Annotated in this window: 17 protein-coding genes and 2 pseudogenes; 10 read left to right on the plus strand and 9 right to left on the minus strand. The window is 41.1% G+C overall.

The annotated features are described in order from the left end of the window. Window positions 1-3: 3 nt before the first annotated feature. Window positions 4-897, minus strand: a pseudogene (locus LOC50_RS12660) (aldo/keto reductase). Between the two features lie 165 nt (window positions 898-1,062). On the opposite strand from LOC50_RS12660, the gene LOC50_RS12665 reads away from it, so the two are divergent. From LOC50_RS12665 to LOC50_RS12685, 5 genes and pseudogenes are all read left to right on the plus strand, one after another. Beyond that, a complete protein-coding gene (locus LOC50_RS12665; protein ID WP_036980470.1) occupies window positions 1,063-1,773 on the plus strand; it encodes a YIP1 family protein in 711 nt (236 codons plus the stop codon). A 48-nt stretch (window positions 1,774-1,821) separates the two neighbouring features. Beyond that, window positions 1,822-2,988: an efflux RND transporter periplasmic adaptor subunit gene (locus tag LOC50_RS12670; protein WP_250653310.1), complete on the plus strand. Its 1,167-nt coding sequence runs from the start codon at window positions 1,822-1,824 to the stop codon at window positions 2,986-2,988. Continuing rightward, a complete protein-coding gene (locus tag LOC50_RS12675) occupies window positions 2,988-3,695 on the plus strand; it encodes an ABC transporter ATP-binding protein (RefSeq protein ID WP_008467268.1) in 708 nt (235 codons plus the stop codon). The genes LOC50_RS12670 and LOC50_RS12675 overlap by 1 nt, the downstream gene beginning before the upstream one ends. Beyond that, window positions 3,688-4,926, plus strand: a complete 1,239-nt coding sequence (locus LOC50_RS12680; RefSeq protein ID WP_250653311.1) for an ABC transporter permease — start codon at window positions 3,688-3,690, stop codon at window positions 4,924-4,926. Before LOC50_RS12675 ends, LOC50_RS12680 begins: the two co-directional genes overlap by 8 nt. Window positions 4,927-5,138: 212 nt before the next feature. Continuing rightward, a pseudogene (locus LOC50_RS12685) lies at window positions 5,139-5,816 on the plus strand (nitroreductase family protein). Here the strand turns inward: LOC50_RS12685 and LOC50_RS12690 are convergent. Genes LOC50_RS12690 through LOC50_RS12700 form a run of 3 tightly spaced genes read right to left on the minus strand, consistent with a single transcriptional unit; the run spans window position 5,813 to window position 10,456 of the window. Further along, window positions 5,813-6,883 carry an efflux RND transporter periplasmic adaptor subunit gene (locus LOC50_RS12690; protein ID WP_248474473.1) on the minus strand — a complete coding sequence of 357 codons (1,071 nt, stop codon included), beginning with the start codon at window positions 6,881-6,883 and terminating at the stop codon, window positions 5,813-5,815. The pseudogene LOC50_RS12685 and the gene LOC50_RS12690 sit on opposite strands and share 4 nt — an antisense overlap. Continuing rightward, window positions 6,873-10,148 carry an efflux RND transporter permease subunit gene (locus tag LOC50_RS12695; protein WP_248534042.1) on the minus strand — a complete coding sequence of 1,092 codons (3,276 nt, stop codon included), beginning with the start codon at window positions 10,146-10,148 and terminating at the stop codon, window positions 6,873-6,875. The genes LOC50_RS12690 and LOC50_RS12695 overlap by 11 nt, the downstream gene beginning before the upstream one ends. A gap of 5 nt (window positions 10,149-10,153) precedes the next feature. Then, window positions 10,154-10,456: an ArsR/SmtB family transcription factor gene (locus tag LOC50_RS12700; protein WP_010392476.1), complete on the minus strand. Its 303-nt coding sequence runs from the start codon at window positions 10,454-10,456 to the stop codon at window positions 10,154-10,156. Window positions 10,457-10,585: 129 nt separating this feature from the next. Here LOC50_RS12700 and LOC50_RS12705 point away from each other — a divergent pair, with 129 nt between their 5' ends. The 3 genes from LOC50_RS12705 (at window position 10,586) to LOC50_RS12715 (ending at window position 12,183) form a co-directional block, all read left to right on the plus strand. Then, window positions 10,586-10,774, plus strand: a complete 189-nt coding sequence (locus LOC50_RS12705; protein ID WP_010392474.1) for a YgaP family membrane protein — start codon at window positions 10,586-10,588, stop codon at window positions 10,772-10,774. Between the two features lie 5 nt (window positions 10,775-10,779). Next, window positions 10,780-11,124 (plus strand): rhodanese-like domain-containing protein, encoded by a 345-nt coding sequence (locus tag LOC50_RS12710; protein ID WP_076922736.1) that lies wholly within the window; start codon window positions 10,780-10,782, stop codon window positions 11,122-11,124. A 159-nt stretch (window positions 11,125-11,283) separates the two neighbouring features. Next, entirely contained in the window at window positions 11,284-12,183 is a 900-nt protein-coding gene (locus LOC50_RS12715) for a hypothetical protein (RefSeq protein ID WP_250653312.1), read from the plus strand. Between the two features lie 101 nt (window positions 12,184-12,284). On the opposite strand, the gene LOC50_RS12720 is transcribed toward LOC50_RS12715, so the two are convergent. Continuing rightward, window positions 12,285-12,827: a PH domain-containing protein gene (locus LOC50_RS12720; RefSeq protein WP_036980483.1), complete on the minus strand. Its 543-nt coding sequence runs from the start codon at window positions 12,825-12,827 to the stop codon at window positions 12,285-12,287. A 76-nt stretch (window positions 12,828-12,903) separates the two neighbouring features. Beyond that, window positions 12,904-13,521: a LysE family translocator gene (locus LOC50_RS12725; protein ID WP_036980484.1), complete on the minus strand. Its 618-nt coding sequence runs from the start codon at window positions 13,519-13,521 to the stop codon at window positions 12,904-12,906. Between the two features lie 158 nt (window positions 13,522-13,679). Here LOC50_RS12725 and LOC50_RS12730 point away from each other — a divergent pair, with 158 nt between their 5' ends. Beyond that, window positions 13,680-15,011: an IS4 family transposase gene (locus tag LOC50_RS12730; protein ID WP_250653313.1), complete on the plus strand. Its 1,332-nt coding sequence runs from the start codon at window positions 13,680-13,682 to the stop codon at window positions 15,009-15,011. Window positions 15,012-15,166: 155 nt separating this feature from the next. Here the strand turns inward: LOC50_RS12730 and LOC50_RS12735 are convergent, their stop codons facing one another. Next, window positions 15,167-15,565 (minus strand): DUF3224 domain-containing protein, encoded by a 399-nt coding sequence (locus tag LOC50_RS12735; protein ID WP_250653314.1) that lies wholly within the window; start codon window positions 15,563-15,565, stop codon window positions 15,167-15,169. Window positions 15,566-15,653: 88 nt separating this feature from the next. Here LOC50_RS12735 and LOC50_RS12740 point away from each other — a divergent pair, with 88 nt between their 5' ends. After that, window positions 15,654-17,432 carry an ABC transporter transmembrane domain-containing protein gene (locus LOC50_RS12740; RefSeq protein WP_250653315.1) on the plus strand — a complete coding sequence of 593 codons (1,779 nt, stop codon included), beginning with the start codon at window positions 15,654-15,656 and terminating at the stop codon, window positions 17,430-17,432. Between the two features lie 14 nt (window positions 17,433-17,446). Here the strand turns inward: LOC50_RS12740 and LOC50_RS12745 are convergent, their stop codons facing one another. Beyond that, window positions 17,447-18,112, minus strand: coding sequence for a hypothetical protein (locus LOC50_RS12745; protein ID WP_250653316.1), 666 nt, complete (start codon window positions 18,110-18,112; stop codon window positions 17,447-17,449). A gap of 104 nt (window positions 18,113-18,216) precedes the next feature. Then, window positions 18,217-18,849, minus strand: a complete 633-nt coding sequence (locus LOC50_RS12750; protein WP_013466091.1) for a YiaD family glycine zipper/OmpA-like lipoprotein — start codon at window positions 18,847-18,849, stop codon at window positions 18,217-18,219. Between the last annotated feature and the right edge of the window lie 49 nt (window positions 18,850-18,898).

Genomic DNA, 18,898 nt, shown 5'->3' on the forward strand with positions numbered 1-18,898 from the left:
ACTTTACGGCACACTATGCCCTGTAGAGCCCTGCCAAATACGATACCATTGCTCACGGTTTAATTTTAACCGCTTAGCTGCAACCGCAGACTCAATACGTTTGATATTGCCCGTACCAAGTACTACCGATGGTGTACTTGGGTGCATTAACAGCCAGGCATATACGACTTGATCTATTGAACTTGCACCAATCTCGCTGCCAACTTGTTCAAGCACGTGGCGTAGACGAATGGCTTTTTCATCGTTTTCTGCGAACAAGCGCCCGCCTGCCAGCGGTGACCAACACATAGGTTTAATATCGAGTAACTGACATTGATCCAACGTGCCATCATCAAGGGCTTTCATTTCATAAGGTGAAAACTCTATTTGATTTGTGACCAATTCGAAGTCCAAGCGTGACTGCAATAAACTCAACTGTGAAGGAGTAAAATTAGATACACCAAACTCCAGTACATCGCCGTTTTGCTTTAAGGTATTAAATGCCTGCGCGACTTCATCGGCAGCCATTAAGTAATCAGGGCGATGAATAAGTAATACATCTAGACGGTCGGTATTAAAGTGCTTAAGGGATTGCTGAGCTGAAGTGATGATATGCAGTGCAGTTGAGTCATAATGATTAGCCTTACCCACTAAGCCTAAGCTTGCAAAGGCTGGTTTAATACCGCATTTAGTAATAATTTTAATTTCATCACGAATACTTGGCTTTAGTGCCAATGCTTTACCAAACTCACGCTCACAGCCATATTCGCCGTAGATATCAGCATGATCAGTATGCTTAATGCCAGCTTCAATTGCCTACTCAAGGAACGTTAAACATTGCTGCGGAGAAACTTGCCAATCAAGTAGTCGCCAAAAACCAAGTACTAACTCATCTATTTTTCGTTCTAAGTTGTCCATCTCTACCTTCATTTTATTAATTAATATCTCAACAATTAAGCGAACGTTAATAAACCGTTACATTTTAACCGCATTTATGCAAGGGTTATGCTTTATTCTACCGACTTAATAAGGTATTAATAGTGATATTATTTGTACTAATACAACGGCTAAAAAGGAATAATCATGAAGTCATCTAACGCGCTATCTGCTTGTATCGACATTTTTATCAGCCCAAGCAAGGCTTTTAATGGGCTAAAAGAAGCTAAAGGCTGGTCTTGGCTTGCTTTTGTACTTCTCGCTCTAACCCTTGCAGCCTCTGCTTATACATTTTATACCACTGCAGACTCACAATTTATTTTAGACCAGCAGGTTGCTGCAGCGAGTGTGGATGCCACAATCGGCGAGAAAAAAATGATCCGTCAAAGTATGGAGCAAAGCCTCGATAACCAAGTGTGGTTTGCAATTGGCGGGGGTATTTTCGGCCTTCTTTTTATAAATGCACTCCTATCTGGGTATTACATGTTGATATCTAAACAAGACCCTGATGCTAATTATAGCTATGGTGCGTGGTATGGTTTTGGTGTTTGGAGCATGATGCCCATGGTTATTTCAAGTTTAGGTGTTGTTGCGCTAGTTCTTACAGCCAGTAACAATGAATTACCTATTAGTTTATTCAATTACGCGTCTATAAATCAGTTATTTCTGGGATTAGAGCTTGGAGATAGCTTCTATAATATGATGGAGAGTTTAAGTATTTTTAGTCTTTGGAGCATAGCTTTGGTTGCTATTGGGTTAAAGTGTTGGACTAATTTCAGCTTTAATAAAGCACTTCTTTTTGCTGCGCTACCGACCATTATCATTTACAGCATCTGGACAATTATTATTGTTGCTTAAAGGAATGTAGGCAAACTTTTCTGCCTACTCATAAATACGGAAATAAAAATGAAAAAAGCGATTATCATTACCCTTGCAATTGCAGCTTTTATTGCTCTTGTTGTATCAAAGCAAATTACTGGCGATGAAAAAGCACCAGAGGTAAATGTTGCACAGGCTGAGCAAGGTAGTATTGCAGACTCCATTATGGCCTCTGGCAATTTAGTCTTTAATACTCAAGTGCAGTTACGTTCAGAGGTAACCGGACGAGTCGACAAGGTGTTTGTTGAAGAAGGGCAAAGTGTAAAACAAGGCGACATTTTAATGCGCTTAGATACCACTGCTTTTGAGTCAGAAGTAACACGTAATAAAGCGGTATTGCGAGCTAGCGAAATAGAAATAAAACATAGTAAAACACGCCTTTTGAATATTGAACGTCAGCTTAAACGTCAAAAAGAGCTTTATGACGTAGGCCTAGCAGGGCAAGAAGTATACGAGAACTTACAAAATGCACGCGACCTTGCCAAAATAGATATTGAAGCCAGAGTAGAGTCTTATAATCAAGCCAAAGCCTCTCTTTCAATCGCTGAAGATAGACTTAGCAAAAGTGTATTTCGTGCTCCAATGAGTGGTTTGCTCGCCTCAGTAAATATTAAAGAAGGCGAAACCGTTATTGCCGGCACCACTAATATTATTGGCTCAGATTTAATGCTGGTTGCCGACCCAAGCGCTATTTTAGCCGAACTTAGAGTCGATGAAACCGACATTGCTGGGATTAAGTTAGACCAGCATGCTGACATTTATGCCGCGGCGTATCCTAACCAACCCTTTACTGGCAAGGTTATTAATATTGGTACCTCAGCAAAAAACCAAGCAGGTTCACAAGGTTTATCATTTCGAGTGAAAGTGTTACTTGATAATACCGATAGGCAACTATATGCAGGTATGAGCTGCCGTGCAGAAATCGCAACAAGCCTTGCTGTGAATGGCTTAAAGCTCCCTATCGAAGCCGTACAAAAAGAAGATGACAAAACGTTTGTATGGCGTTTAAACGACGATAACACTGTAAGCAAAGCCTATGTAGAAGTGGGTATTTCTTCAGATATAGAGCAAGCAATTACCCAAGGTTTAAATAAAGGGGAGCGAATTGTTATTGGCCCTGCACGTCCTATCAGTAAACTAAAAGAAAATGATACGGTAAAAGTTAAGCAAACAACTGCCAAGGATGCGCAATAATGTCGGCGGTAATCAAGCTTGAGCATATTAACAAGCAATACAAAATGGGTGAGCAAATATTTAAGGCCCTAGATGATGTAAACGTGGTCATTAATGAAAACGAGTATGTCGCTATAATCGGTCCTTCAGGTTCAGGTAAGTCAACTTTAATGAACTTATTGGGTTGCTTAGATACTCCAACTACTGGGGATTACTTTTTAAAAGATAAACTTGTAAAAAGTATGACAGAAACCGAGCTCGCTCATCAGCGTAACGAAAGTGTTGGCTTTATTTTTCAGAGCTTTAACTTACTTCCGCGTGCGTCGGCACTTGAAAATGTGATGCAGCCTTTGGTTTATAGGTTTATACCCGCAAAACAACGTAAACAAAAAGCCCTCGATGCACTCAAACGTGTAGGACTCGGTGATAAAGTGGATCATCTATCAAGCCAGTTGTCTGGTGGGCAACGCCAGCGTGTTGCCATTGCACGAGCGCTAGTGACTAAACCGCATATTTTACTCGGTGACGAACCAACCGGGAATCTAGACAGCAAAACTACCACTGAAATTATGGCGCTATTTGATGAGCTACATAATGAAGGCCACACCATTATTTTGGTAACTCACGAACAAGAAATTGCAGATCATTGCCAGCGAGTTATTCGCTTAGTTGATGGCAAGGTAGTGAGCGATGTGCGTAAAGGTGAAGGAGACAAACAGCATGTTTAAATCTGCTATTGCAATTATGGAAGGAACAAAAGCAGCACTAATGGCCATTAAAGCCAATGCCATGCGAAGCGCACTCACTTGTTTAGGGATTATAATTGGGGTTGCCGCGGTTATTACAGTGGTAGCCGTTATGCAAGGCTTTACTAAGCAAATTAACGATCAACTCGCAGATATGGCACCTGATGTAACCACAATTAAACCCTTTACCAGCATTGAACAAGAAATGGTGGGCAAAAATGCTAAACTCACTTACAACGATTTTTTAGTCTTAAAAGCCCGAGTAAAAGAGGCTGAAACACTCACTGCACTGATGTTTACTTGGCGTTTTTCTGGTGGCGCTGAATATGGAAATAAAAGCCACTCATCACGAGTAATGGGTACAGAGCAAGATTACCAAAAAGCGTATAGAACCTTTCCAGAACTTGGGCGCTTTATTCGCGCAGAGGATGATGTAAAGCGCCGTCGAGTCGCTTTTATTGGTCCATCCATTATTGAAAAGCTAAACCTGCCAAAAAATCCTGTAGGCGAATATATTAAACTTGGCGGCGAGTGGTTTAGAATTATTGGCGTGGCTGAAAAACAAGGTAGTTTATTGGGGTTCGATCAAGACGATTATATTAACATTCCAATCAGCACCATGAGCGCATTAGAGGGTGCGAGCAGCACAAGTAATGTACAAATTATGTTTAGACTCAAGGAAGGCAGTGAGGAAGAACTAGTACTTGCCAAAATCACCCGCATTTTACGGCAATTACATAAGTTAAAAGATGAGCAAGAAAACGACTTTGAGTTTGAAACCGCCGAAAAAGCACGTGCTAATGTTGACAAATTTACGGGCAGCGCTACCGCAATAACCGCAGGGATTGTTGGTATCAGTCTTGTTGTTGGCGGTATTGGCGTAATGAATATTATGTTGGTATCAGTAACTGAGCGTACCCGTGTTATCGGCACACTAAAAGCACTCGGTGCAACACCAGGGTTTATTATGTTGCAGTTTTTAGTTGAAGCTGTGGTGCTGTCATTATTTGGAGGCTTAATTGGCTTGGTCATTGGCTATGGTGCTGCCGAGCTCATTTCGCTCTCTGTACCAAGCATGCCCGACGCTTATATACCAGGCTGGGCTATTATGCTGTCGTTTGGTTTTACCTCTTTAATCGGTATTGTATTTGGTTTAGCTCCCGCAATAAAAGCAGCTAGGCTTAATCCCATTGATGCCTTACGTTATGAATAACCACTCAAAATAGCGACCTGTTTGCTTAAAATAGTATCCTAAAATAGCTGACTTTTACTGTTTTAGGATACCTAATAGGCTCTTATCTATTGGCTAAGCCTTGTAATATGATATAAATATTTTATGCGTAGCGCGGGTTTTATAAACCTTAGCAGATAAAGCCTTTGCTGCTCTTTTAAACCAAACACTCTAAAAATAAGAAGCGAACAGCCATGCAAAATCATAAAAGCCAACCATTAGCCGATTTTATAGAACACCCTCAAGAGGAAATGCTGACGCGTGCGAATGAGTTTTTACAAACGAGTCAATGCCTCATAGTATTCGCAGCTTTAGTAACCGCTCAGTGCCAAAAGAGATTATTGAAACCTGTATAAAAGCGGCAGGTACAGCGCCTAGTGGCGCAAACCACCAGCCTTGGTATTTTGTAGCAATTAATAGTAGTGATGTTAAAAAGAAAATTCGTGAAGCAGCCGAGAAATTAGAACGCTCTTCTTATGAAGGCAGAGCGGGTGAAGAATGGTTAGATGCACTAAAACCCTTAGGCACCGATGCTAACAAACCCTATTTAGAGCACGCGCCATGGTTGATTGCGGTGTTTAGTCAAAAAAAGGGCGGCGTTGAGTGGCGATGATAAAAACACGAATTACTATGTGCATGAATCGGTAGGCCTTGCCACTGGCTTTTTAATTCAAGCCTTGCACCGCGCAGGCCTTGCAACACTTACCCACACACCAGAACCGATGAGTTTTCTAACCGATATTTGTGGACGTGATAAAAACAACGAACGCCCTTATATGTTACTTATTACTGATTACCCAGATGAGCATGCAACAGTGCCGCTGCACGCCCCAGATAAAAAGTCGATTGATGAAATTGCGAGTTTTATTTAATCGCTTTGACTTGGTATGTAATCAACAGCAAGTACATCACCCTCTTTTAGGCCTGCTATTACGTGTTGCTGGTTATTTATAATACTGCCTAAACGCACGAAACGTTTAACCAGCGTTTCGTTTTCAAGTACATACACCATATTGAGCTGGCCAAACTCATGCACCCAACGTGGATCAATTAATACGCCTTGGGTACTTTTTATTGGTAACTGTAGTTGAGCATAAAGGCCTGGCATTAGACCAAGTTGCGCATCGGCTTCTAAACGAATAAGCAAGCTGCGCGCCGCGTTATCTGCCACTGGTACAATTTCGCTCACCGTTGCGGGTGTTGTTATATCAAGAGAAGGTAGTACCACATTTAAACTGTCCCCTACTCTTAATTTTACTGCTTGTTGTTCACGTACATTAAATTCAAGCTGTAACTGTAATGGGTTATACAAAGTAATCAGCGGTTTACCGGGTGTTGCAGTATCGCCAGGTTCAGTTAGGCGCTCAACGACCACGCCCGAAATAGGGGCAGTAATGCGCGTATAATTAAGCGATACCTGAGCTTGCGTTTGCTGTTGCTTAGCAACCGCTAAATTAGCGGTTAAGTTTTCAAACTTTGCTTTGGCGTCATCTAATTCACTAACAGATACTAATCCTTGCGCATTTAAATCAATCATTCTGGCTAATTGCTTTTTAGCTTGCGTTAACGACGCTTGCACCGCATTAATATTTGCGCTGCTTTGCGCTAACGCCGCTTTAAAATCATCTTGCTTGAGCATAATAAGTAAATCGCCCTTAGCGACTTTATCGCCAGCACGTACTTTTAACTGCTCAACCTGCGCCATAACATGCGATGAAATTTGCGTATTTTGTTTTGCTATTACACTACCTGGTACCTGCTCAGTGCCTGCAATACTTTGCAGCGTTACCGTTACTCGCTCACCTTGATAGTTCGTTATTTGTGATTCTTTTAAGCCAGCAGCTTGCTTGTCAGAAAAGCTGCCTGCCATATAAAACACAGCTATAATAATGACAAATAACGCGGCAAATGTGCCTATAAGTTTTGATTTACCCTGCATGCGCTTCATCCTCTGTGCTTGCAAACACTAAATAATAAACAAGCGGTACTACAAATAATGAAAATAATGTAGACGCCACAATGCCAAAAATAATCGCAATCGCGAGCCCGCTAAATACCGGATCGAGTGTGATCACTAAGTTACCTAATAAAGTGGTACCTGCGGTTAGGAGCACAGGGCGCATTCGCACCGTACCCGCTGCAACAAGCGCCTCTTTAATTGCCATGCCTTGGCCGCGAGCTTGATTAATAAACTCAACCAAAATAAGTGAGTTACGCACCACGATACCTGCAAGGGCAATCATGCCTATCATCGCTGTGGCAGTAAATAATACCGGCTCTGGGGCACCTGCTATAGAGCGCTCACCAAACTGATTTAACAGCCAAAAACCTGGCATTATGCCTATCACTGTTAACGGAATAGCTGACATGATAATCAGCGATAAACTCGCCGACTGTGTTTGCACCCGTAAAATTATAAATATAGCACTGAGCGCAAACGCAAAGGCAATGCCCATATCTCTAAATACATCAATGGTTATGCGCCATTCCCCCTCGCCGCTAAAGCTGACATGGGTTCCTTGTGGTAATTGCCATGGGGCTGTTCCGCCATTATTAAAAAAGTGACGACCTACCCACGATGTTTTAACAAACTCATCGTTTGATACATTTAAATCAGCATTCACATCAGCAATCACTTCCGCTGGTGTGCGCCCATTAAGCTCAGCCATAACATAAATCACGTCGCGCTGATCTTTACGAACAATCGTTTTAGCAACATGATGTTGTGTAAATTCACCGAGTTCTGAAAGCGATACTAACGGCCTTGGCGCACTGCTTAAACCAAACTCGTTACTGGTTTTAGCTAAATCTCTGTCGCCTCTAACCTGAAGTGCAAGTAATTGCGAAAGCTGATTTCGCTCGCTGTACGGTAGCTGTAATTTAATATCAACGGGCTCTGTTTCATTGCTCACATAAAGTACACCCACGTTTTCACCTTGAGAGGCTATACTGAGTGTTTGTGAAATATTTTGAGTTGAAATCGCACTGAGTGCGGCCTTGGTTTTATTGGTAACAAAACGTTGTAATGGCGAGGGTGCCACCATTGAGGTATCGACTTCAACTACATGAGACTCTTGTTGTAAACGCGCAGCTAACTGCAAGGCAGCGTGAGAATGTGTTTGCTCATCAACAAAAGCATCTCGGTAAACCTCAGCAACTAAGGTACTCAGTACCGGCGGCCCTGGTGGTACTTCAACCACTTTTATTACAATGCCATCGGTTGCTAGCATCGCGAGCTGTTCGCGAAGGCGCATAACTACTCCATGCGATTGATGATCGCGCTCAGACTTATCCACTAACAATACCCTCAGCTCGGCGAGATTCGCTGCATCACGGCGATAATAACCGCGCACCATACCGTTAAAGTCCATACTTGAAGGTTGACCAACATAGGCCGCTATTTCACTTACTTCGTTTAATTGCCATGTGAGTGTTTGGATTTGTTTAGTAAATGCAGCTGTGCGCTCCAGATTAGTCCCCTCTGGCATATCTATCAGCACTTGCAGCTCATTTTTATTATCAAAAGGGAGTAGCTTTAAAGGCACCAAACGCATCACGGGTAACATGGCGCTAATAATAAATAATGCTAGGGTTAGCCACAAAACAAGTTTTGCTCGCCCCTTAGAAACCAATAATGGGCTTAATATTCTTTGATATGCACCAACTTTAGGAGCAAGCTCGGAGGGTTGTTCGTTATCAGGCTTGAGTAACTTCATCGCAAGCCAAGGGGTTACAAAAAATGCAACAATGGTAGAAACCATCACGCTAACCGGCACATTAAATGCCATAGGTGCCATGTACGGCCCCATCATTCCGGTGATAAACGCCAGTGGAATAAACGCCACCATTATAGTGAGCGTAGACATAAGTAAGGCATTTCGAATTTCGCTCATTGCGCCAACAATCTGCTGTTTTTTATCGCCTTTTTTATTCAAAAAGCGGCTAATATTATCAATACCTGTGATTGGGTCATCTACCAGTAAGCCTAATGATAAAATAAGCGCAAATAATGTCACCCGATTAATGGTGTAACCAAATGCAAAATCTAATGAGAGAGTAATGCCATAACAAATAGGCACAGCCAGCCCAACCACCACGGCAGGACGCCAACCTAAAAACACGCCAACAAAAATTACCACAGTAAACACTGCAAACACTAAACTTGATGTGAGGTTATTTACTTTTTCATCGGCAGTTTGGCCATAATCTCTGAGCACTGTATGGCTAACTTCTGGTGGCAGTAAAGTATTTGCAAGTTCATTCATCATGGTATGAACATCATTTGCAACAGCAACCGCATTAGTCCCTGCTTGCTTAGCTACGCTTAAAGTAACCATAGGCAACTGCTGCTGGTTTGCCGATTGAGCAAGCCATTGGTAATGCTTAGCTTCACTTGGGCCATCAATAACGTTTGCAACATCAAGCAAGTAAACACTTTTGCCATTAACAACATTCACTACCAGCTGTTCTACAGCAGATTGACTTCGTAGAACATCACCTGCTTGCAATTCAATTTGCTGCTGACCATCAACCACACTGCCTACTTGCGTTAGTTGATTAGACACGCTTAATGCATAAAAAACGTCATTTACGGTTGTTTGGTGGGCAGCCAATGCGCTGGCATTTAAATTAATGGTGAGGGTTCGTTTACGACCAGCAATGACTTTTACTTCACTGGTGTGTTCAATACGCTGTAAACTGTTGGCTATTTCGTTAGCAAAGCGGGTTAACTCGTAATCACCATAAAGTTGTGGGTCTTTACTGTAGAGGCCTAACATCACAATAGGCACGTCATCTACTTCTATTGGACGAATTTGCCAACTTTCGATCACCGATGCCATTGTATGCTGATAACTATTTAATTTTGCATAGGTATCTAAAATAGCTTGTTCGCGGTTGTGCCCTACTTCAAAACGCAGCGTAACCACTGTACTGTTAGTTTGTGTGGTTGAGTAAATATGCTCAACTCCCACCAGCTGAGCCAGTAACTTCTCGAGTGGTTGTGTTACTAACCTAGCGACTTCAGGCGCCTCAACGTTAGGTACTGATACATAAATATCGAGCATGGGCACAGTAATTTGTGGCTCTTCTTCTCGAGGTGTTTGATTTAGTGCAAATACCCCAAGTAACAAAGACATCACAAAAATAACAATCGGAATGCGACCACTTAAACTACTTTTTACCGCATTGTCTATTAAGCTCATCGCACTTAGCCCTTACAAAATAACCCATACAAGGTACCAAGCAAAACGACTGCATTTTCATCAATGACACGATAATAAATTGTTTGGCTCTCGCGGCGCGTAGCCACAATGTTTGCTTTACGCAACGCTGCTAAGTGCTGAGATAACGCAGACTGCGCTAATGGCACAGCTTCATTGAGCTGAGATACGCTCATTTCTGAATCTTGCAAAGAACATAAAATCATCAAGCGATTTTTATTGGCTAAAATTTTTAATAGCTGCTCGGCTTGTTCTACATTGCCGGCCATGGCAGTAAAGTCAATATTCATACTATGCTCTTATTCTAAAATAGAGTCTGAGTATAAAACGTTAGATTAGAAAAGTCTAATATTAGATTTTACTAATATAGATAAATCTAATATAGTAACTGTACTGAACTAAATAACTGGCCTACTATAATGAAGCTAAATAACGCACTCAGACTAATCGCTGGCATAATGATTATTGTGTCGCTTTTATTGCAAACTTATCACGATCCTAAGTGGATTTACTTTACCGCTTTTATCGCAGTAAATTTAATTCAATCAGCTTTTACTAGCTGGTGCCCAATGATCACTCTATTACGCAAACTTGGCTTTAAGGAATAAACACCATGCTTACCCCTATTCCAGATTTACTAAAAATAATTACTCCTAATCAGCGTCGTATTGATGCCGAACAAGCAAAGAAAGAGCTTGAGCAAAATAAAGGATTGTTGATTGATGTACGAGAACCCGCTGAACATGCCACCAAAGCAGCTATAGGCGCTATAAACATTCCTCGCGGGCTACTTGAAATGAAGCTCATGGAAATAGAAAAAGACGCAGCACGCCCTATTTACTTACATTGCGCTAGTGGTGCGCGCGCAACATTAAGTGCTGAAGCGCTGACACGCGTAGGCTACGAAAACGTGACAGTTATTACCTGTAAAGCAGAAGCTGTTTGTCAGGCATTTTAAATGCTAAGCATTAAATTACTCGGCGATCAACCGATCGCTGAGCTTTGTAACATAATCCAAATTAGAGAATTACAATGCTCAATTAAAATCAAAGATTGAAATTAATAAACTTCAAAGCTAGTGTATATAAAAAAGGAACACTCGTCTAAGGAAGACTTTATGAAAAAAGTTGCCGCTTTATTACTATTTTTACTCGGCATCGCTCACTCTGTAAATGCTGATGACAGCATAACCTTAATGGTATGTGAAGATTGTAATTATGACAGAGCCTCTGAACTAGCAAAAAGCAATGCACCATTAACTCAATGCCACACTACACTCTCTGATCAAAAAGCTGCTATTGCTGATCAAACATGTGATTCAAATCCGCATAAAGTTATTATGATGGATGTCTCTGGTAACAACCACTTTGCATTTTTTGTAGGAAATCATAGTAAAAATGAGTCAGATAAATATATAGAAGCTACGATATTAAATAAAAATGATCTTATTGCTATATCTAAACAAAAAGCAATTGATGGGCATTTCTCAACATTTAAACACACACTTCAAACTGAACTAAGCCTAATGCCACTTTATCAAATAAGTCAGTCTTCTCATCTAGATAGACAAAACAACTGCCCCTCCCATGTAAATAATGCAGTAAAAGCTGTATTTGAAGAATATACATCATCTCGAATTCAAAACTGGGTAAATCATAAAATTGAAAATAATATTAAAAATCCTGATAGCTTTTTTACATCAAAACCGATCATAGTTGGTGAGACCCTGTATCAGAGTCCTTGGAGTGAGGTGAGTAAGAATTTAAATTTAGAAGTTAATCTTAACAATGGAAGCGACGGGCAATACCGTGTTATTTTTTTAGCGAAGTGGATAAAAGAATTAGGTGCGTTTAGTTTATCGGTAAACCCTTATTTAACTTATTTAGACGGTATTGCATTAAATCACTATAAAATATCAGCACCATCAGTCTCCCAATGCTTAAAAAATGCTTTAAATAGAAATCTGTCATCATCAATGTCCTCGTATATTTCGAGCACTAATAATGGAGATACTTAGGGTTAGCATGTTGTAGGCGTCATCGGATGGCGCCTACAAATAAACAAGCCAAAAGCAATCCTTACTTAACCATATTCCCTTTAGCTCCCTATATGACCTAATCATTTTTTCTCTTCCAGAAGTGTAACTAGCATTTGCTCGATGTTTTTTACGCTGTAGGTGAGAGCTCGGAGTAATTCGACTTGGTTTTGTGGTTCATCAGCTTTAGCCTTGCTTGGCTTTGTTTCGGCTAGATTGTCTTTTTGCGTTAAGATGGCCTCGCGAAACTCACTGGCATCAACTACCCCTAGTAACGATACTAATGCACCGTGACCAGACTGCCCTGCAGTTTCAAAGCTTAAGCGGTATAAACCAAATAGTCGCATTAATGGCCCCTGACTCAACCCAACATCAGTGATTTTTTCAAGCGGAATCGATTTTTCTTCTTTAAACAAAATACCGCGCTTAACTACTAACTTGCGCTCTAGTAAATCGGCCGACATAGCTGCTAATACTCGCCCTGCGACTAGCCACACCAAAAGCAATACAACGGGTAAAAGCACAATAGTTACAACTGGAAAAAGGCTAAATATTGCAGCTAAACACATCCAGTACTGTTTGACTTTGTTATCAAAAGTGGCACTTTTTAAAGTTATATTAGACATCGTTTTATCACTTTTAAATTATAGTTTTTTAAGTTACATTAATCACCAACTGTACGCAATTCAATCACTTTGATAGTTAAATTCCAATAACCACTTTAATTGCCAGCGCAATAAATACCGCACCCAACAGCCTATCTAACCAGATATTCTGCTTAGTAAAACCAAAGCGCTTTTTAGACACATCAGTAAGTAAAGCCACTAATAAATACCAGCCAGTATCTATTACAAAAACGGTTAAGCACATAATAATACCGATGTTTAATGTAAGGTTTTCTGGATCGATAAACTGCGAAAATAGCGCCAAAAAGAAAATTGCCAACTTAGGGTTTAAAAATGCAATCGCAAAGCCATCTTGTAACGCCTTAGAGCTGCTCACTGCACTTTTTTGAACTTGCAGCTCGCTGTCGTTAGATTTTGAAAATAGTATTTTCAAACCTAAATACGCTAAATAGGCTGCCCCTAAGTACACTAAAAGTTGATACACAGTAGGAAACTGCAACATCAATGCGCCTAATCCCAATAATGAGGCCGCTGCATATAAGCCAACACCAAAACCATGGCTTAACGCTGCCAGCATGCCATTTTTCATCCCGCCATTTAAGCTATGCTTTAATACCACAGCTAAACTAGGCCCTGGCGACATTGCTCCCATCATGCATACCAGTGCTAAGCTAAACCATAATGATAATGCCATTAGTAACCCTTATATTTCTTCATTTTCAATAAGTAATGCGTAACCATGCACTTGCCCATAAAAGCCTGTCAATGGCACTAATGCGGATCGTTTAAGTTAATTGAACGATCTTTCAGAGGCTTCATAATAGGCTACAACAAAAGTTGTGGCCTATTTTTATGTCTGAATTTATTAAAGAATTACACCTTACTACTGAATTTAGCCAAGATCGTGATATTGATTCGTTTACTAAGCATATTCCCCTTGAGTGGATTGAAGCAGCCGTTACTCAAACAGGGAGAGCCTCTGTGCGTAAACGACGTTTCCCCGCCGAGCAAGCTGCTTGGCTTGTATTAGGGATTGGTTTATTAAAAAACCGCTCAATATCTGAAGTCTGTGACAAACTAGAGCTCGCTTTTCCTGACGCTAAAGGAGAACTTCCACCATTGGCGACGAGCAGTATTATAAAAGGGAAAGAAAAGCTAGGCGCAGCACCTATGAAACACCTTTTTAAACATACAGCAACGCAGTGGGAGCAGTCGCAAACTTTTGATGACGTGTGTGGTTTAAAGCTGCTCAGCATTGACGGTACACAATTTAAAACTCAAGATACACCGAGTAACCGTCACTTTGGCTATGCTAAATCGACAACAAACTTCCCCTCAGTACTTGCTGTGACCTTGATGTCGACAAGAACGCATTTAATATCCGATGCAGCGTTTGGCCCCATTACTCAAAGTGAAATTCATTATGCTCAACAGCTTGTTGGCTCAGCACCTGAATATTCATTGACGCTATTTGATAGAGGTTTCTTTTCGGCTGAACTATTTACGAGCTGGCAAGGCGTTAGCGAAAACCATCATTGGCTTACACCCATCAAAAGCAAAATGCGCTATGAAATAACGGAGTCATTTAGCGATTACGACCACTTAATAACAATGCCTATTTCACCACAAGCTAAGAAATCAGCCCCTTACCTAGGTGATACATGGCAAGCAAGGCTTATTCAAATTCCGACACCTAAAGGGGAAATAAAAGGGTTCATCACCTCATGCGTCTGTCCAGAAAAGTACCCGCTGAAAGCGCTACTCGATGTGTATTGGCAACGATGGGAAATAGAGCGAGGCTATGGTGAGCTCAAGCAGTATCAACTATCAAATAAACCAGCATTACGGAGCCTGAAACAGGAAGGTATTTATCAAGAGCTCTGGGGTATTCTGACATCATATAATATCGTGAGACTTGAAATGGCAGAGATGGCTAAAGCCCATAAAGTTGAGCCATTACGCATCAGTTTTATTAACGCATTATATCTCATACAAGACGAGTTTTTATGGTGTTCAGGTCGAAGCCCAGGGACAATCCCTAAAAAGCTAAAAGAACTACGTGAAAACGGTAAACGGCTAATATTACCGGAGAAAAGAAAGCGAAAAGCTTATCCGCGAGCGGTGCTGGCAAAGACACAAAAATATCCGGTTAGATATAAACGAAAAAACACCACTCGTTCTTAAACGAGTGGTGTTAGTCAATGGCACTGCGTTTATTACTTTCCAGCCATCTTGGTTTAATTCCTGTATGCGATCATTTAGTGCGACTATATCTACCCCACCCAAAAAACGGGCCTTTCTGAATTCGATTACTTTTTGCATTTTAATCCTTGTTGAACTTATAACATGTATTCAAAATCGTAATGGTGAATCCCTTGCTCAATCCGTATTTTCATACTGCCTGTTAATCCTGCGAGCTCATCAGTGCCTGAGTCGGGTACCACTTTTAAAATCAAGCTATCTTGGCCTTTATCCATAGTGCCAAAATGCTGCAGTACAAAACCACCTTGCAAACCATCAAGTTCGCCTATTACTTGTTCAATAGCCACATAACCGGCACTGCCTTGGGTGGGGGTCATGGCGCTGAGCATTTCACCTTGGCTAGTTGCGGTTAGGCCACCAATAAATTGTTTATCAATCGACATACGACCTAAATTAACGCCTTGCTGCCCGTGTGCATACCCTTCTATAGGCGCTAATGTAACGGTAAACTCGCCTGTTACCTGTTTAGTTGTCATAATCTTTCCCTATTGATGATTTTTAATACTATTGATTTTTAATCTATTGATGCCATATCTATACCTTAATCATCAATAAGAATCTACTATGCCTACAGACAAGCCTGCTTCAGATAAAGCCGCTTTTAGCGCTTTATTCCCTATATTCAATTTTATTAAGCCTTATAAATGGGTGGTTTTAGGGGCTCTAGTTGCATTACTTGCCACCGCAGGAGTTAACTTATCGCTAGGGCAAGGCGTTAAATTTGTGATTGATCATGGCTTTATTGCCGGCTCGCAAGCGCAGTTACAACAAGCTGTTTTGGTATTAATTGGTTTGATCAGTTTATTGGCAGTGGGTACATTCAGCCGATTTTATTTAATGTCGTGGATTGGCGAACGAGTCAGTAACGATATTCGAAAAGCCGTGTTTAATCGTATTGTTACCTTGCACCCGAGTTACTTTGAAGAAAATCGTAGCGGCGAGCTGATGTCGCGTTTAACCACCGACACCACATTATTACAATCTATTATTGGCTCGTCATTTTCTATGGCACTGCGAAGCGCGCTAATGTTAGTCGGTGGTTTAATTATGCTGCTTGTTACTAATTTAAAGCTTACCTTGGTCGTTGTGGCCTGCGTCCCTTTAGTACTGGTGCCTATGATAGTGTTTGGTAAAAAGGTGCGTAAACTCGCAAGCTCCAGCCAAGATGCTATTGCCGATATAAGCACCTACGCGGGTGAGATCATTCAAAACATAAAAGTGGTACAAAGTTATAGCCATGAACAGCAAGAGCAATCTGCTTTTGCGCTTGAAACCGAAAAGGCCTTTAATGTGGCTAAAAGCCGAATTAAACAACGTTCGTTTTTAATTGCAGCTGTTATTTTTCTTACCTTTAGTGCTATTAGTGCCATGCTCTGGGTAGGCGGTAGTGATGTGTTAGCAGGCACTATGACGGGCGGTGAACTCGGCGCGTTTGTGTTTTATGCCATTATGGTGGCCATGTCGGTAGCGACCGTTGCAGAGGTTTATGGTGAACTACAGCGCGCCGCAGGAGCCGCAGCAAGATTGCTCGAACTGCTCGCCGTTGAAAGTAAAATACAAAACCCCGAAATTCCACAAGATGATGAGTTACATGCAACAACCAGCAACAGTGCAATTTCACTTGAAGGTATTAGCTTTAATTACCCTTCTCGCCCAGATGTAAGCGCATTAAATAATATCAGCTTAAATATTGAAACAGGTAAAACTGTGGCTATTGTTGGCCCTTCCGGTGCGGGTAAAACTACCTTATTTGAACTATTGCAGCGCTTTTACGATCCAGCCAGCGGAGCGATTAAGTTTCATAATATAGATATTAAACAGTTGTCGTTAAACACCTTGCGCAACAAAATGGGCATGGTGGCACAAAACCCGATTTTATTTAGCTCTGATGTCATGCATAACATTCGCTATGGCAACCCAAGCGCCAGTGACGAGCAAGTTTATGCGGCCGCCAAACATGCACATGCTGATGAATTTATAAAACAGTTACCACAAGGCTATAACAGCTTCTTAGGTGAGCAAGGTGTTAGGCTTTCGGGTGGACAAAAGCAGCGTATTGTACTTGCCCGCGCCATTTTAAAAGACCCAGAAATACTGCTACTCGATGAAGCCACCAGTGCACTTGATGCACAAAGTGAGCATCATGTTCAGGCCGCACTTGAGCACTTAATGCAAAATAGAACAACGCTGATTATTGCCCATAGACTAGCCACGGTAAAACACGCCGATATGATTGTGGTAATGGAAAATGGCGAAATAAAAGCCACAGGCACTCATCAGCAATTAATGGCAAGCAACCCTTTGTATCAAAAGTTATGTGAATTACAGTTTAATCTAGATTGATTGCAATTTAGTCGCTACTTTTTATCAAGCCATTTATTCATTGCGGTATCGTAAGCCTCAGTTAGCTTGGTTTTATCGCACTTTGCACCTGCAATATAACTATCTGGCAAGTCATTTTTTGGCATAACTCCAGCACCAACGGATACCTTTTTAAAACAGCTATCACCTCGTCGATAAGTGGTAAATTGCATATTTTTCTGCTCTATTTTTAAAAGCGGCTTCACCTTCCCTGCATGCTCTTTTGGCACGGTAATACGCTTTTTCTGAGGGTCATTCTTTGCAGTATCAGAATAGCCAGTTTGTTGCTGTAAAATACTATTGAGCCCTTTTTTCAGGTCGATCTTTTTATAAGACGTTGCGGTTACAGGGTGGGTATTTATGGAGGTGGTACTTACCGGCTCAGTCGTCTTCTGTGTTTTTTTATTAGTCGCATTCAGTGGTTTTGATTGGGTTGCATTAACAGGCTTGGTTGCGGTTATTTCTGTATTAACATTTTTATTAGCGCTTTGCTGAGTGGCTTGTTGTGTTACTTTATTTTTGGCAGGCACATTCACCATATACGCTTTAATTAGCGTTAATTGCGGCTGTTTAATTTTAGGGGCTTTTAAGGTAGTTAAAAAAAACAAAACTAACCCATGTAAACATACCGATAAAATAATTGCTGTACGCCACTTTGTCATAAACATGTCCCTATGAAGAACTTCTTATGACAACTAACTTATTTAAAAGTGCCCTTTAAATAAGTACACAAACCGCGCGCAAACGCGGTTTGTAACTACAAAAGCTAACCTTGAGTGTTTGGTACAATTTGAATTTCTACTCGGCGATTTTGCGCACGACCATTCGCTGTGTCGTTAGTCGCTATTGGGCGTGATTCGCCATAGCCACTCGTGCTTACTCGTGCAGCCATAATTTGTTGGTTTACCAAGTAATTTTTTACGCTTTGTGCACGCTGCTCTGAAAGAGTCATGTTGTAACTGTCTTTGCCCGTGCTGTCGGTGTGGCCTTCAACACTTAAGTAGGTTTTTTCGTATTTATTCATTACACTTGCTATCGCATTTAGAGTGTCATGAAAGCCTGATGAAATATAAGATTGATCAGTCGCAAACGTAATATTAGAGGGCATCACTAAGCGTAAGTTATCGCCTTCACGAACCACTTCAACTCCCGAACCCGCTAACTCATCACGAAAAGCAGCTTCTTGTTTATCCATGTAATCACCTACAGCAGCACCCGCTAGCGCACCAATAGCTGCACCAATAAAAATACGTTTATCTTTGTGGTTACCTGTAGCTTTACCTAAAATACCACCCGCGGCTGCACCTATAGCAGCACCTTTACCTGTGTTATTCATTTCACAGCCAGAAAGTAATACAGCAACGACAGTGACACTTAAAAGTGATTTAGTTAACGTCATGGTGATTTCCTATTCATTTAGAATTTATTCTTGCGATTATGCAAATATA

Origin of the sequence: Pseudoalteromonas sp. SCSIO 43095 (genome assembly GCF_023650455.1) — a bacterium.
GTDB classification, from domain to species: Bacteria; Pseudomonadota; Gammaproteobacteria; order Enterobacterales; family Alteromonadaceae; genus Pseudoalteromonas; species Pseudoalteromonas tetraodonis.

Excerpts from the sequence above, each read along its gene's own strand:
- LOC50_RS12665 (WP_036980470.1), top strand. The coding sequence starts at position 1,063 with ATGAAGTCATCTAACGCGCTATCTGCTTGTATCGACATTTTTATCAGC.
- LOC50_RS12670 (WP_250653310.1), top strand. The coding sequence starts at position 1,822 with ATGAAAAAAGCGATTATCATTACCCTTGCAATTGCAGCTTTTATTGCT.
- LOC50_RS12675 (WP_008467268.1), top strand. The coding sequence starts at position 2,988 with ATGTCGGCGGTAATCAAGCTTGAGCATATTAACAAGCAATACAAAATG.
- LOC50_RS12680 (WP_250653311.1), top strand. The coding sequence starts at position 3,688 with ATGTTTAAATCTGCTATTGCAATTATGGAAGGAACAAAAGCAGCACTA.
- LOC50_RS12690 (WP_248474473.1), bottom strand. The coding sequence starts at position 6,883 with ATGCAGGGTAAATCAAAACTTATAGGCACATTTGCCGCGTTATTTGTC.
- LOC50_RS12695 (WP_248534042.1), bottom strand. The coding sequence starts at position 10,148 with ATGAGCTTAATAGACAATGCGGTAAAAAGTAGTTTAAGTGGTCGCATT.
- LOC50_RS12700 (WP_010392476.1), bottom strand. The coding sequence starts at position 10,456 with ATGAATATTGACTTTACTGCCATGGCCGGCAATGTAGAACAAGCCGAG.
- LOC50_RS12705 (WP_010392474.1), top strand. The coding sequence starts at position 10,586 with ATGAAGCTAAATAACGCACTCAGACTAATCGCTGGCATAATGATTATT.
- LOC50_RS12710 (WP_076922736.1), top strand. The coding sequence starts at position 10,780 with ATGCTTACCCCTATTCCAGATTTACTAAAAATAATTACTCCTAATCAG.
- LOC50_RS12715 (WP_250653312.1), top strand. The coding sequence starts at position 11,284 with ATGAAAAAAGTTGCCGCTTTATTACTATTTTTACTCGGCATCGCTCAC.
- LOC50_RS12720 (WP_036980483.1), bottom strand. The coding sequence starts at position 12,827 with ATGTCTAATATAACTTTAAAAAGTGCCACTTTTGATAACAAAGTCAAA.
- LOC50_RS12725 (WP_036980484.1), bottom strand. The coding sequence starts at position 13,521 with ATGGCATTATCATTATGGTTTAGCTTAGCACTGGTATGCATGATGGGA.
- LOC50_RS12730 (WP_250653313.1), top strand. The coding sequence starts at position 13,680 with ATGTCTGAATTTATTAAAGAATTACACCTTACTACTGAATTTAGCCAA.
- LOC50_RS12735 (WP_250653314.1), bottom strand. The coding sequence starts at position 15,565 with ATGACAACTAAACAGGTAACAGGCGAGTTTACCGTTACATTAGCGCCT.
- LOC50_RS12740 (WP_250653315.1), top strand. The coding sequence starts at position 15,654 with ATGCCTACAGACAAGCCTGCTTCAGATAAAGCCGCTTTTAGCGCTTTA.
- LOC50_RS12745 (WP_250653316.1), bottom strand. The coding sequence starts at position 18,112 with ATGACAAAGTGGCGTACAGCAATTATTTTATCGGTATGTTTACATGGG.
- LOC50_RS12750 (WP_013466091.1), bottom strand. The coding sequence starts at position 18,849 with ATGACGTTAACTAAATCACTTTTAAGTGTCACTGTCGTTGCTGTATTA.